Here is a 14989-nt window from a genome sequence, read left to right on the forward strand (position 1 = left end):
TCGGGCTACTCCACCTTGAGCACGCCGCCTTTGACTATGTCCTGATGGTTCAAAAACGGTCTGTTGAGGCTGCGGCCATTCAATAGGAATGCTTCGGCTTTATCCGGTTGAGACTCGCTGGCACGGTGTTCAATCACAAACTCCTTGCCGGGATAGTAGTCGGGATCAAGCTTGATCCTGACCTTGCTGAAGCTTGGGCGAAACAGCGCATAATCCATAATGCCTGGGCTCACCGGGTAAATCCCCAACATGGAAAAGGCCAGCCAGGTAGACATGGTGCCTGTGTCATCATTGCCGGGCAGGCCACCTGGGTGAGTGCCAAAATGCGCCGCAATCAGCTCTCTGACTCGCTGGGAGGTTCGCCAGCTCTGGCCTTCGACGTAGTTATACAGGAAGGGATAGGTGATATCGGGCTCATTGGCCATATCGAAGTTGCCGGTGTCGAAGGTGGCATCCAGTTGGCGTAAAAAGGCATCCGGCCCACCGAGCAGCTCTATCAGCCCCGGGGTATCGTGGGGCACATAAAAGCGATAGTTCCAGGCGTTGCCTTCGATATAGCCCGGGGCGGGTTCGAAGTTGCGCCCAAGTTCAGGGTCGAAGGGGGTCAGCCACTCACCCTTGCGGTTTTTCGGTCTGAGCATGCCGGTGTCGGCATCAAACAGCTTGCGGTAGTTCAGTGCCCTGGCGAGATACTTGTCGTGGTCGGCCTGTTTACCCAGCGCCAATGCCAGCTGTGCCAGGTTGAAATCGGCCAGGTAGTATTCCAGGCTGGTGGCCACGCTGCCATCGTAGGGGCCTTCATCGTCCACGGGCACATAGCCAAGCGTCAGATAATCCGGGTTTTCCGGCCTCAGCAGGTTGTGCTCGCGCTGCTCGGCTGCCCGTACCATGGCTCCATAGGCGGCCTCGACATCGAACTCCCGGATACCGCGCAGATAGCTGTCGGCAATCATGGCCGTGGCAGGATCGCCAACCATCACCTGGGTTTCCATGCCATAGAGCTCCCACTTGGGCAGCCAGCCACTCTCTTTGGCCATGGCCACCGCCGAGCGCACCATATCTGCCTGCAGCTCGGGGTAGAGCAGGCTCAGCAAAGGATGCACATTTCTGTGGGTGTCCCAGAGCGAGTACACCGTGTAGCGGTTTTGCTTGCTGTTGCCAACGCCCTGCTGGCCCATCAAGGGGTAATCGCCGTTGGCATCCTGCAGGATATTGGGGTGGATAAGGCTGTGGTACAAGGCGGTGTAGAGCAAGGTTTTTTGCTCGTCACTGCCTTCAACCTCAACTCTGTCCAGCAGGCCGTCCCAGGCCTGTTGCGCCTGTGTCTTCAGCTTGTCGAACTCAAACCCGGGCTGCTCTGTATCGAGATTTTCCCTGGCATTTTCGATGCTCACAAAGGAGATGCCCAGTTTGACCTCGATGGCCTCCTGCTCCCGGGTATCGAAGCTCAGCCAGGCACCGATATCATCGCCGGACACGAGCTGGCGATAGCCAGGGTAAGGCTTGATGCTGTCGTTGTAGCCAATCCAGTCAGCTTCCACATTCTGGTAGCGGGGCATTTTTTTCCACACCCCAAAGGTCTTGGGCGCCTTGCTGAAGCGGGCCACAAAAAACACCGGCCGCACATCTTCGTCGTGGTAGCAGAAGGTCCCCAGCATACGGCTGCCTTCTACTTCCTGCTCTGAAACCCACTTAAGGCTGGCGCCGGTTTCGTTGGTCAGACCCAGCCCCAAGTTAAGCAGTACATGGGATTGGCCTGCCGGAAAGGTGAAACGGCTTAAGCCGGTGCGCAGGCTGCTGGTGACCTCGGCCTTGACGGCGTATTTGTCCAGCTGAGCGCTGTAGTAGCCGGGACTGGCTTGCTCATTGCTGTAGCTGCTGCCGTACTCCCGGGCATCGAGCTCGAGTGGCCCCGTGGTGGGCATCAGCAGCAATACGCCCGCATCGGGGCAGCCAACGCCGCTTAAATTCAGGTGGCTGAATCCCGTCAGGTAGCGGTTCTCGTGGATATACACCCGCGAGTTCCAGGCGGCATCTTTTTCAAACTTGTTTTGCTCGCCGCCATGGGCCACGTTGAAGGGCGCCACCGAGGCCAGGGCATTGGGGTACTGGGCGCCGGGGTGGGTGGCGCCGAAGTTTGAGGTACCGATAAAGGGATTCACGTACTGGCTGTTGCCACCCAGGGCAGAGCAGCTGGTCAGGAGCAGACCAAACAGGAATTTGTTCATGGCTGAGGACTTAGGCTTGGCTGTCATGGCTGAGGGCTCATGGTAAAGACCAGTTCACCACCGGCCAGAATATCTGAATGTCGTAAAATATATCCGTTCAATGGCTTGCCGTTCAAAGTGACCTGTTTGACATAAACATGCTCAGGTCCTTGATTAATGGTGCGAATTTTAAAGACGTTACCATTTTCAAGCTGGATATCGGCGCTGTCGACCTCGGGGCTGCCGAGCACATATTCACCGGATACCGGGTCCACGGGGTAAAAGCCCAGCGCACTGAACAGGTACCAGGCCGACATCTGCCCGGCATCTTCGTTACCCGCCAGACCATCGGGCGCCGTGGTGTAAAGCTCGTGCATTATCTGCCGCACCAGAGCCTGGGTTTTATGTGCTTCGCCCAGATATTGATAGAGGTAGGGCACGTGGTGGCTGGGCTCATTGCCGTGGACATACTGGCCGATATAGCCGGAGATCCACTCGGGAAACTCCTCCACGGCCTGCCCGGTACTGAACATGGCATCCAGTTTGGCACTGACACTGGCCTTGCCGCCCATCATCCCGACCATACCCGCCACATCGTGTGGCACAAAGAAGCTGTATTGCCAGGCATTGGCCTCACAGTAGTCTTCCGGGTGATAGGCGTTGGGGTCGAAGGGGAGACGGAATTGTCCATCGGCATCCAGGGCGCGCATAAAGCCGGTTTGGGAGTCAAAATGGCGGCGATAGTTCTGTGACCGAGTGGCAAATTCCTGATAAATATCGTCTTTGCCCAAGGCTTTGGCGAGGCGGGCGATAGCCCAGTCATCGAAGGCGTATTCCAGCGTCAGGGCCACATTCCACTTGCGCTCCGTGTAGGGGACGTACCCCAGCTGCTGGTAACTCGCCAGGCCAAATGCGTCTTGCCGTGCGCTCTGCAGGGCGGCATTGAGCAAGTCTTCGCCATCAATATCGGTAAGGCCCTTCAGATAGGCATCGACCAATACCGGCACCGAGTGATACCCCATCATCATGTCGGTTTCATTGCCCTGAAAAATCCACACGGGTAAACGTCCCGCTACCCGGTAATGGTCCATCATGCTGTCCATCATTTCCCGGGTGCGGGCCTGATCGACCAGGGTTTTCCAGGGGTGCAGCGCCCGGAAGGTATCCCACAGGGAGAAGAATTCGTAGCGTGGATGGCCTTCGGCTTTATGGATTGCGCCATCCGGCCCCTTGTAGCGGCCATCGGTATCCGAGAAGAGTCGGGGGGCGAGGGAGGCATGGTACATGGCGGTGTAAAACTGCCTGAGGTTATCCTCGGAGGCCGATACTCTGACTCGGGAAAGCTCGCCGCGCCAGGCATCTTTTGCGGCGGCCAGGGTGCCCGGGAAGTCCAGCAGCTTGCCGTCGGCCTCAAGGTTTGCCCTGGCATTGTCTATGCTCACCGAGCTGATGGCGGTGTGCACCAGCAAAGACCTGTCCTTTGATTGGCTTTCGCCGAAATCGAAGTTAAGTTCCAGCGCCAGATTTTCAGCAGAGGCCCGGGTTTGAACTCCCGGCTTATCATCAACAGACAGTTTGCCATCTACAAACAGCTGCTGACTGGCGATGGGTTGGGAGAAGCGGCTGTAAAAATACACCCGTTGGTCCTCGGCCCAGCCGGTGGATTTACGATACCCGCCAATGCTGTAGGCATCGATTATCTCCACATGGGTCGCGACGGTTTTGTCCCAGTTACGGCTATAACCCAAATCGAGCCGCACCACGCCTTCATTGGCCGAGGCTGGGAAACTGTACCTTTGCAGGCCGGAGCGCGCAGCAGCGGTCAGCTCCACCTTGATATCGTAGTCCTGCAATCTGACCCGGTAATAACCGGGGCTGGCCTGCTCTTCGTCGTGGCTGAAATGGGACACTAGGGTGCCATCCGCCGGACCGCCCTCGGTTTGCACCCGCTTGAAAGGCCGGGTCAGGGGCATAAAGGAGATGTCATAGAGATCCCCTGCGCCTGTGCCGGACAAATGGGTATGGCTGAAGCCGGCAATGATGTTGTCGGGGTAGAAGTAGCCCGCTATCCAGTCCCAGCCGGTACGGCCATTGTCGGGACTGAGCTGCACCATGCCGTGGGGCACGGTGGCGCCGGGGAAGGTTTTACCCTTGCCATCGGTGCCAATAAAGGGGTCGACGTAGGCGACAGGATCCGGCGCCTCGTCCGGTTGGAGCTCGTTTGGCAGCTCTGTGGGTTGCGGGCTTTGCTCGTGGCTTTGCACCTGGCTGGGTTGCTGGTTGCATGCTGCCAGGGACGCGGTCAGCAGCAGTGCGGCAATCTTTTTCATCACATCCTCATGGAGTCAGGTAAGCAAAGGCCCGCATCCACGGGCCTCCTGGTCGGTTTATTTCAGTGCCGGGTGGCCGAGCACGCGCAGGACTTCGAAGCAGGCGCCCAGGGTGTGGTAGTCACACTTGGCTCCGGCGGCGCTTTTCTGATTGGAATACTTGCTGTTGTCCTTTTTCAGCACCCTGAACCAGGCACCGTACTCATGGTCCACCATGTGGGCCCAGCTGTACTGCCACAGGGCATCGTATTGGGTCAGGTACTTATCTTCGCCGGTCACCTGATGCAGCATGGCGGCAGCGGCAAAGCTTTCGGCCTGTACCCAAAAGTATTTGTCATCGTCACACCAGTTGCCTTCGGGATCAAACCCGTAAACCAGGCCACCATCCTGACTGTCCCAGGCTTGCTGATAGGCGCGGTCAAACAAAGAGGATGCGCGTTCAATCTGCCAGGCTTGAGGTGCATGGCGATTGAGGATCAGCAGCAATTTGGCCCATTCGGTCTGATGCCCGGGCTGAAAGCCCCAGGGGCGATAGAGATTCTTGGGGTCGTCCCTGTTGTAATCCCAGTCCGGTTTGAACTCGGGGGTGTAGTGTTCCCACACCAGATCATCAGTCAGTGACGCCTGACGCACGGCAATATTCTGTGCCAGCAGGGTAGCACGCTCCAGATATTGGCTCTTGCCCGTGGCTTCAAAGGCCGCCAGCATGGCTTCACACAGGTGCATATTGGCATTCTGGCCACGGTATGGACTGAGCACGCCCTCTGGGCTGATTTCATCGGCATAGAGGCCATATTCGGCCTGCCAGAAACGCTGCTCCAGCAAGTCGTATACCTGTTGCAGCTTGCTGTCGTCCTCAACCAGCCCCGCCTTGCGGGCCGCGGCATAGGCCAGCAGCACAAAGGCATATCCATAGGCCTGCTGGGTCATGTCCAGCGGCTTGTGATTATCCAGTGTCCAGGCGTAGGTCTGGCTGGATGCCTGCCAGTGCACCTGCTCCAGATAATCCAGGCCATGTTTGGCGATATCCAGATAGTCCTGACGGGCAAACAGGATACCTGCGGTGGCATAGTTCACCAGAATACGGGTGCTGCTCACCAGCTGCTTGAAGTGGGTATCGAACAGGCTGCCGTCATCCAGAAAATTCTGGTGATAGCCGCCGCTGGGATCCACTACCCGGTCGGTGTAGAAATCCAAAATGCTCTGGCAATGTTCGAGAAGAAACGTCTGGGAGAAAAAGTTCATACCTGGCTCCGGAATAAAACGGGGTTAAAGGCAGCAATCGAGTGCCCATGCTGGGTCGCCTGTGTCTGGATATCGGTCAGTCCCGGCAGGGCCGGGAAGGCGCCGGGCTGGGTCACGGCGTAGGCCCCACAGTGGGTGGCAAACAGCAGCAGGGACTCAAGCTCCCGGGTGTCGGCGAAGACGGCATTGGCATTCTCCATACAACCCAGACCATAGAGGAAGCCGCCGATAAAGGCATCGCCACCGGCTGTGGTATCCACCACCTTAACCTTGGGTGGCTGCAGGTGCCCCTGATGCCCGGCGGTGAAATAGTCGATACGGTTGGCGCCGTCGGTTACCAGCAATAGCTGACACTGGCTGGCGAGGCATTCACGGATGTAAGTATCCGAGTCGCCACCGGCCAGATACTCCAGCTCATCACGGGAAAACTTAACCACATCGGCCTGTTTTACCAGTTCATTCACCAGGGCGCGGTCTGCCGCACCCTGGGGCCAGAGGTTATGGCGCAGGTTCACATCAAAACTGATGAGGTTGCCGGCGCTTCTGGCCTGATTCAGCACATGACGGGTGCACTGGGCTATCTGCGGCGTGGTTAGGGTGTTACTGCAAAAATGCACTATGGTGTCGCCGCTGAACCAGTCGTCGCTTACCTGTTCCTGAGTCAGAATCACATCGGCGGTTTCATGGCGATGGAATGAAAAACTGCGGTCGCCATCGGCATCCAGCATCACAAAGGCCAGCGCGGTTTTGGCCTCGGGATGCTTGAGCAGGAAGCGGGTATCCACGCCGTATTCCTGCAGCGCGGCCGCCAGAAACTCCCCGAAGGGGTCCTGGCCTACCTGACCGGCAAAGCAGGCGTGGCCACCAAGTCTGGCAACGGCAACGGCGGCATTGGCCGGTGCGCCGCCCGGATACTGACGGAACTCCGGGAGGGTAAGGGGTCCCTGATGGCTGGCACCTATGTTGAGAAAATCAATCAGCGCCTCACCAAAACACAGGATTTTTTTCATGACTGGGCCTCTACAATCTTGGCTTTTTCACAGGCTTTGCTGCCACGCAGGGCATACCAGCCGATATACAAATACGCCACCATGGGGATGATAAAACTGAACTGCACCGAGCTGCTGTCGGCAACCACGCCTTGCAGCAGCGGCAGTATGGCACCGCCCACAATGGCCTGACACAGCAAACCCGAACCCCGGCTGGTTAAGGGGCCGAGGCCTCGGATGGCCAGGGTGAAGATGGTGGGGAACATGATGGAGTTAAAGAAACCCACCGCCAGCACAGACCACATGGCCAGAGAGCCGCTGCTGTTCATGGTCAGGACTAAAAGCAGTATGGCCATCAGGGCATTGGTGGCCAGCACATAGGTTGGCTGCAGAATGCGGGTCAGGGCTGAGCCCACAAAGCGGCCCACCATGGCACCACCCCAATAGTAAGACACCATGCGGCTGGCCTCCTGCTCGGTCAGGGCGGCAATATGGCTCTCGGAAAAATAGTTCACCAAAAAGCTGCCAACTGATACTTCGGCGCCCACATAGAGAAAGATGGCCAGGGCGCCCAACACCAGGTGTTTGTGCTGCCAAATGCTGTCGTTGGCGCTGACATGGGTTTCGTGGTCGGTTTGCAGGGCAGGAAGCTTCAAAAACACAAAGCCCACGGCGGTTAGCAGTACGGCACCGGCCAGAATGAGGTAGGGCAGCTGCACCGCATGGGCGTTGCTTGCGGCACCGAAAATAAGCGCCGCACCAAACAGGGGGGCCAGGGTATGGCCCAGTGAGTTGATGGCCTGGGCCAGACTCAGGCGGCTGGCCGCAGTGCGCTCAGGCCCCAAAATCGCCACATAGGGGTTGGCAGATACCTGCAATATGGTGATGCCGCTCGCCAATACGAAAAGACCCAGCAAAAACAGGGCGTAAACCGAGACTTCTGCCGCCGGGTAAAACAGCAAACAGCCGGTTGCCATGGTACACAGACCTGTGACTATGCCGCGGATATAACCAATTTTTTCAATCAGCTTGCCGGCAAAGGGCGAGACGATGAAATAGGCGCCAAAGAAGCAAAACTGCACCAGCATGGCCTGGGTGTAACTGAGCTCGAAGGCCGCTTTCAGGTGTGGGATCAGAATATCGTTCAGGGCTGTGATAAAGCCCCAGATAAAAAACAGCGTCGTCATGGCGGCAAAGGCAAAGTGGCTGCTTTTGCCCTGTCCGCCCTGTGCTGGAGTTGATGGAATCATTGCCATAGTGGTTCTCGTGTGTCGAAGGACGCTGACGCGTCCTTGTTTCAGGGACATGGTTTAAGGACGCGTTATTTCCAACGACATGGAGTAAGGCTGGGCATTGGCATCGCTGGCCCAGGCTTTATTGGGGGTGGCACCCATGTCGAAGTTCAGGGTACCACCGTCCTGGATCTCATGATGATCGAGCCAGCTCCGGTTCAAGGTCTTGCCATTGAGCAAGGCCTGCTGAATATAGGGGTTGGCATCCAGGTTATTGTCTGACTGGATAACGAAGGTCTTTCCGTCTTCCAGTGTCAGGGTGACCTTGTCGAACAGGGGACTGCCAATCACATACTCGGGGGTGCCCGGTGTGACCGGGTAAAAGCCCAGTGCACTGAACACGTACCAGGCCGACGTTTGGCCGTTATCCTCATCGCCACAGTAACCATCCGGGGTTGCCGAATAGAGACGATTCATCACGTCACGGACTTTTTGCTGGGCCTTCCAGGGCTGACCGGCATGATTGTAGAGATAAATCATGTGCTGGATAGGCTGATTGCCATGGGCGTAATTGCCCATGTTGACGATTTGCATCTCGCGGATTTCGTGGATGGTAAAGCCGTAGTAGGAATCATCGAACAGCGGCGGCATATCGAACACCTGATCCAGCTTGTCGATAAAGCCCTGTTGGCCGCCCATGAGTTGCTTCAGGCCTTCAATATCGTGAAACACCGACCAGCTGTAGTGCAGTGCGTTGCCTTCGGTAAAGGCATCACCCCATTTGAGCGGGTTGAAGGGCGACTGGAAGCTGCCGTCCTGATTTTTACCGCGCATCCAGCCGGTTTCGGTATCAAACAGGTGGCGATAGTTATAGGCGCGCTGCCTGAACATTTCGGCGTCCTGGGTTTTGCCAAGGGCCTCGGCCAGCTTGTACAGATTGAAGTCGGCAAAGGCGTATTCCAGGGTTCGGGCGGCGTTTTCATTGATGCCCACATCATAGGGGACATAGCCCAGCTTATTGTAGTAATCCACGCCTTCGCGGCCCACGGATGTCATGGGTCGGCCTTCGTTTACCTCGGCGTTTTTCCTGGCGGCCTCGTACAGGGTTTCGATATCAAATCCGCGAATCCCCTTTAAATAGGCATCGGCAATGTTGATGGCCGAGTTGGAGCCTACCATCACGTTTCTATGGCCGGGGCTGGCCCACTCAGGCAACCAGCCGGATTCTTTGTAGGTATTGGCCAGACCTTCCATGATTTGGGCATCCAGCTCTGGATACATCAGGGTGAAGAAGGGGAATACGGCGCGGAAGGTGTCCCAGAAGCCATTGTCGGTAAACATATATCCGGGCAGGACTTCGCCATTATAGGGGCTGTAATGGACCAGCTGGTTGTTGGCGTCGTACTCGTAAAACTTGCGTGGAAACAGCAGCACCCGATAGAGGGCAGAGTAAAAGGTCTTTACCTGCTCCATGTCCTGATCTTCTACCCGGATGCGCGACAGCTCCTTTTGCCAGCTTTGTCTGGCTGCGGCCTGGGTCTGGGTAAAGCTCTGCTCACCAATTTCGCGGCGCAGGTTAATTTCGGCCTGCTCCGGGCTGATAAATGAGGAAGCAACCTTGGCATGCACCTGCTCACCGCGCTGGGTTTTAAAGCCGATGATGGCACCCACATGCTCGCCTTCGCTCTTGAGCTGGTTTGGCTGTAATGCCCAATCATTGTGCCATGTGTGGGTCAGCTCGAAATCTTTATCGAACTCAATCACAAAGTAGTTGTGGAAGTTGTCGGGTACACCGCCATGGTTATTGCGGGCATAACCCACAATTTTGCGCTGCTCCGGCAGGATGCGAACCATGGAGCCTTTATTGAAGGCATCCAGCAGAATGTAGGCCTGCTCGGTTTCGGGGAAGGTGAATCTGAACTGGGCCGCCCGTTCGGTGGGCGTGACCTCCATGGTGACATCGTAGTCGGCCAAGTACACAGAGTAGTGATCCGGACTGACGGTTTCGGCCTTGTGGGAGAACCAGGAGGCCCGCTCATCCTCTTTAAACTTGAGCTCACCGGTCACCGCCATCAGGGAAAAGGCACCGTAATCATTGAGCCAGGGGCTGGGCTGGTGAGTCTGCTTGATGCCGCGCAGGGTATCGTCGTCGTACTTGTAGGTCCAACCGTCGCCCATGGGCGCCGTCATGGGGCTCCAAAAGTGCATAGCCCAGGGCGTGGCGATGGCCGGGTAAGTGTTGCCATTGGAAAGGCTGAACTTGGAGTCTGTTCCCATCAGGGGGTTCACGTACTGCACCAGATCCTGACTGACCAGATTGGTTGGCTGTGTGGCAGCTGCGTGTGTGGGAGATGCGCTGTGATTGCTTGTCTGGCATGCGGCCAGCGACAGTCCTATGACAGCAATACAGACCTTGGACCTTATCATTATTTTCTGTCTCCAGGTTATCCGGTCACAAGCATGTTGCCCACTTGTGACTTTGTAGGGGGATTTGTCTCACTGTAATCGATTACATTTATGCAGTCTAGGTTATCGTATCGTTTACCCGGTAAAATCCCCATATAAAGCATTAAATCTGCTATTTGAGCTTGCAATGGTATCGATTACATCTTCCTTAAAGTGCTAATTTGTTTTATGATTGTTACGGTAAAAATCTAGCTGCTTGCAATGCCTTATCTCAGGCCCGATGGCATATTCATCAGGAAATTCAATACTTAATGACCAATATTAAGAAGGTAAGTGAACTGGCGGGTGTCTCCACCGCGACTGTTTCAAGGACATTAAAGAGCCCGGAAAGAGTCAGCGAGCAAACCCGTGCCAAGGTCATGCAGGCAGTAAAGCAAGCCGGTTATCGTCCAAACTGGATGGCAACCAGCGTTAAAACCGGTAAATCCAATGCCATAGTAGTGTTGGTTCCCAACCTGGTGAACCCGTTTTTTATGCGGATTATCGAAGGGATAGAGCAGGCGGCCCAGGAAAAAGGCTATTGTGTGCTGCTCGGCGATACCCAGGGGCTCGAAGCTCGGGAGCATGAGTATGCCAGCATGGTGCTCACCAACAGGGCCGATGGCCTGATCCAACTGGATCATTCCTTTCCTTTTTCCGATAACGATGCCGATTTGGCCGCCACTGTGCCCATGGTCAGTGTCTGCGAACGTATCGAGGGAGATCGCAAGTATCCCTTTATCGAGCTCGATAACCACGCCGCAGGCAGGGCCCTGGCCCACCATCTGATAGGCTTTGGCCATAGGCATTTCGGGATCATCGCCGGCCAGCGCCGCAGCCAAATTCACCATGATCGCCTCACGGGCATTATGAGTGTGCTAAAGGGTGAGGGTATTGATTTTAAAGAAGATATGCTCGTTGGTGGTAGCTACAGCATAGAGACGGGTGTCGAAGGCGCGAGAGAGCTGCTAAGCCGCAATCCCCGTCCGAGTGCGATTTTCTGTTTCAACGATGATATCGCCATCGGCGCCATGTTTGAAATCAAAGCCCAGGGTCTCAGGATCCCCGATGATATCTCTGTCACCGGCTTTGATAACGTCAAGGTGTCGGCTTATATGGACCCGCCGCTGACCACCATAGACCAGCCTGCCTATGATATGGGACGCAATGCCGTTGAAGTGCTGGTGCAACAAATCAACCGTCAACCACTGAAGCGCTCCCGGGTCATACTGCCATTCCATTTACTGGAGCGCGGCAGTACGGGGCCACTCAAAAACTAGAGCTAATGCTCTGATTCTAAGCCAAAAAATTCTCCCTGTCCCATCAGAAGGCTGAGCGCTGTGCGCTGCGGTATTTCATGCTGCGCAGCGCACTATTTCCTATATCTCACTCTGTAAATAAATTGTTGACTACAGGTTTTTTGCTGTTGACTCCCTGTTTATGGCGGTTTAGTATTCGAAGCCAATGTAATCGATTACATTAATGTGCCTTACGTCCTTATATTTATAAAAAACTAATGTTTCCGTAATGCAATGATTTTATTGGTTTGTTGTCCGAGATTTCTTAAATCCTTGTTTACGATTACATTAATGAGAGGAGAGGGAAAACCCTATGACAACAAGTAATTACAATAAAGTTATTCGTAATCAGCGAATATTTGCAAAGTCCCTGCTGTGTCTCTCGGTACTGAGTGCCATGGGATACGCGCAAACCCCCGAGGCTGAAAAAGCCGACGAAGAGAATATCGAAGTCATTGAAATCCGAGGGATTCGTGCTTCATCTGCAGAAAACCTGTCGATAAAGCGCACCTCTGATGCCGTGGTTGATGCCATTACCGCAGAAGACATAGGTAAGTTTCCGGACAAAAACGTTGCAGACTCGCTGCAGCGCGTGCCCGGGGTGGTTATTCAGCGCAGCGGTGGTGAAGGTGCCACTGTCAGTATCCGTGGTCTGTCATCGGATTTGACCTTCACCCAGCTCAACGGCAACTTTATCGCCTCCTCCCCAGGCGAACCTTCCCGCTCCTTCTCCTATGCCCTCATGCCATCGACCATGATTGAAAGGGTAGAGGTATTCAAATCGTCCGAGGCTCGTCTCGACGAGGGCGGCATCGGTGGTACCGTGCTGATGTACAGCCGTAAGCCACTGAATATGGATAAAAACTCAGGGATTATTAACCTTGAGTACAGCAACGCCGATATCACCGACAAGTACGAGCCTCAGTTCAGTGGTATCTATTCCTGGAAAAATGATGATGAAGATCTGGGCTTCCTGCTCGGCTACACCCGTCAGGACAGAACCAACCGCTCCCAGAGTGCCCGCGTCAATATCATCAACAAAAACTTCCTCTATCAGGAGCGCAAGGACAACCAGTTGGTTGAAGGCGGCGCCAAGGGCTATGCGCCCCAGAGTATGGTGCAGGAAGTGCTGGAAGAGCAGCGCGAGCGCGAAGGTTTTCAGGTAACCACTCAGTGGCGTCCAACCGACTCACTCGAGTTCGGTATGAACTACTTCCGCTTTACCCTCGGTCAGGATTCCATTCTCAATCAGCTTGAATACCCCGAGTGGAACAACAACGATAACTTCTGGACCGATGTGCGGGTCGATGCTGAAGCTGAATACGTGACCGGGATTGATTACTCCGCCGGTACTTCAGGCTCCCAGCGTCTGTCAGCCATTCCCCGTATTAATGGTGAGTACAAACGTGAAGAGTCTGTGTCAGACACCTTCGATTTTTACGCCAAGTACGAAGGCGACAATTTCAATGCAAAGCTGACCTTCGGTAAAACCGAGGCCGAGGGCGGCCCATCCGAGAAATTCCGCGCCGCTTACTATGCCAATGAGTCGTCACTCTATTATGGCTATGATCTTTCGGGCCATAAGATGACCACTTATATGGACCCCAAGATGATTGAAAACCTGACTGCCGGTATCGGTGGCCAGGCCGACGTGGGCGCCACCGACTCAAGCTTTGTGACCGGTACCCAGGAAGAGAAATACGCCTCGCTGGATGTGGATTATTTTGTGGATTGGGGCATGGTGCACACCCTGCACTTTGGCTTGAAGTACCGTGATGGCAAGATACATCGCGATACCCGCAACACCTTCTACCTCTCTCCGGATTTTGATATTGCCGCAGGCGAAGCCGCCGGTACCATCAATCTGGACGATGACTATTCCCGCAACGGCGGCATCCCTGATATCCGAGACGTGATCATGCCAGGCTCACTTGGCAATCTGTCGGATGTGATCAATACCAACCTGTTCCCGGCGGTGGACTGGCAGCGTTATCAGCAAATCGTCAGCGAGAACTTTGTTCAGTACACCCGTATCGAACCCAACTACGTGTACAACGTACAGGAAGAAATCACCGCCGCTTACCTGCAGGCCGATTTCAGCTATGAAGACTTCCGCGGTAACCTGGGTTTGCGCTATGTGAGCACCACCACTACCTCCGGCTCGTCCGACAAGATCCTCTATCGCCTCGACTGGAAAGATGCCCAGGGCAATCTGTTGCCGGAAGACGAGCAGAGAGTTGAAGACTTTGTTTACCTTGAAAAAGAAAACACCTACGACAGATGGCTGCCCAGCCTGAACCTGGTGTGGGATCTGGCCGACAACTGGGTGTGGCGTTTCGCCGCCGCCAAGGTGATGGCTCGCCCCGGTTACGATGATCTGGGCCAATACCAGACACTGGTATACACCTCCAACGAATACTCCGCCGACCGCAGCGCCGCCGATGATTTCGACAGCATCCGCGACAGCGAAGGCTGGACCGGCTCAGGCGGTAACTCATCGCTGTTGCCCATGGAGTCCACTCAGTTCGATACCTCGCTGGAATACTATTACGGCGAAGGCTCGGGTGTGGGTATTGCCTTCTTCAAGAAGAGCGTCGACAACTTCGTGGTGCCGCTCATCATAGACACCACCCGCAGCGTTCCTGAGCAGAGTTTCACCCTGCCCAACGCCGGCGACAAGGTAGTCACCGCCGGTGGCGATGACCTGCTGGTACGCGACTTCTACACTGTCGCCAACGGTACCGATGCCAGCTCCAGCGGTATGGAAGTGTTTATGCAGCACTTCTTTGACAATGGTTTTGGTATTTATGCCAACTACACCCGCAACAACACCAATCAGGCCAACGTCGAATTGGATGGGCAGAAGGTAGGTGAGTCGCCGCTGATTGGCAGCTCCAAATACCAGTGGAACTTTTCTGCCTTCTACGAAAACGACGACCTGAGTGTCCGTGCTTCCTATAACAAGCGTGGTCCAAGCGTGGGCGGCTATGTCGCCTCCTGGGAGACCAACTTCTATACCGAAGCCTATGACCAGATAGACGTCAATGCCAGTTACAACCTTACCGACAGCCTGGTGTTGTCGGCCTCTGTGATTAACCTGACCCAATCGGAAACCTACGTGCATCTGGGGAATGATACGGACAACCGTTTCATCCAGAACGCCTACGCCGGTCGTCGCTTCTACTTGGGCGCCACCTACAGGTTTTAACGAATAGGCCGCTGTGGCGGCTTTCAGTCAAGAAT

The 14989-nt window shown here is 55.3% G+C and carries 8 protein-coding genes; 2 read left to right on the forward strand and 6 right to left on the reverse strand.

The window, feature by feature from the left end; translation table 11 throughout:
• Nucleotides 1–5: 5 nt before the first annotated feature.
• Genes K0H79_RS01480 through K0H79_RS01505 form a run of 6 tightly spaced genes read right to left on the reverse strand, consistent with a single transcriptional unit; the run spans nucleotide 6 to nucleotide 10430 of the window.
• The gene (locus tag K0H79_RS01480; RefSeq protein ID WP_220078056.1) at nucleotides 6–2228 is read right to left on the reverse strand and encodes a GH92 family glycosyl hydrolase; all 2223 of its coding nucleotides are present in this window, start codon (nucleotides 2226–2228) and stop codon (nucleotides 6–8) included.
• A gap of 23 nt (nucleotides 2229–2251) precedes the next feature.
• Nucleotides 2252–4537, reverse strand: a complete 2286-nt coding sequence (locus tag K0H79_RS01485; protein ID WP_220077071.1) for a GH92 family glycosyl hydrolase — start codon at nucleotides 4535–4537, stop codon at nucleotides 2252–2254.
• 57 nt (nucleotides 4538–4594) lie between these two features.
• Nucleotides 4595–5782, reverse strand: coding sequence for an AGE family epimerase/isomerase (locus K0H79_RS01490; RefSeq protein ID WP_220077072.1), 1188 nt, complete (start codon nucleotides 5780–5782; stop codon nucleotides 4595–4597).
• Nucleotides 5779–6792, reverse strand: coding sequence for a carbohydrate kinase (locus K0H79_RS01495; protein ID WP_220077073.1), 1014 nt, complete (start codon nucleotides 6790–6792; stop codon nucleotides 5779–5781). The genes K0H79_RS01490 and K0H79_RS01495 overlap by 4 nt, the downstream gene beginning before the upstream one ends.
• A complete protein-coding gene (locus K0H79_RS01500; RefSeq protein WP_220077074.1) occupies nucleotides 6789–8027 on the reverse strand; it encodes a sugar MFS transporter in 1239 nt (412 codons plus the stop codon). The genes K0H79_RS01495 and K0H79_RS01500 overlap by 4 nt, the downstream gene beginning before the upstream one ends.
• Before the next feature lie 54 nt (nucleotides 8028–8081).
• Nucleotides 8082–10430, reverse strand: a complete 2349-nt coding sequence (locus K0H79_RS01505; RefSeq protein WP_220077075.1) for a GH92 family glycosyl hydrolase — start codon at nucleotides 10428–10430, stop codon at nucleotides 8082–8084.
• 290 nt (nucleotides 10431–10720) lie between these two features.
• Here K0H79_RS01505 and K0H79_RS01510 point away from each other — a divergent pair, with 290 nt between their 5' ends.
• Both K0H79_RS01510 and K0H79_RS01515 read left to right on the forward strand, forming a co-directional pair.
• The gene (locus tag K0H79_RS01510) at nucleotides 10721–11728 is read left to right on the forward strand and encodes a LacI family DNA-binding transcriptional regulator (protein WP_220077076.1); all 1008 of its coding nucleotides are present in this window, start codon (nucleotides 10721–10723) and stop codon (nucleotides 11726–11728) included.
• A 331-nt stretch (nucleotides 11729–12059) separates the two neighbouring features.
• The gene (locus tag K0H79_RS01515) at nucleotides 12060–14954 is read left to right on the forward strand and encodes a TonB-dependent receptor (RefSeq protein ID WP_220077077.1); all 2895 of its coding nucleotides are present in this window, start codon (nucleotides 12060–12062) and stop codon (nucleotides 14952–14954) included.
• Nucleotides 14955–14989: the final 35 nt, after the last annotated feature.

Source organism: Shewanella sp. FJAT-52076 (assembly GCF_019457455.1).
GTDB lineage: Bacteria > Pseudomonadota > Gammaproteobacteria > Enterobacterales > Shewanellaceae > Shewanella > Shewanella zhangzhouensis.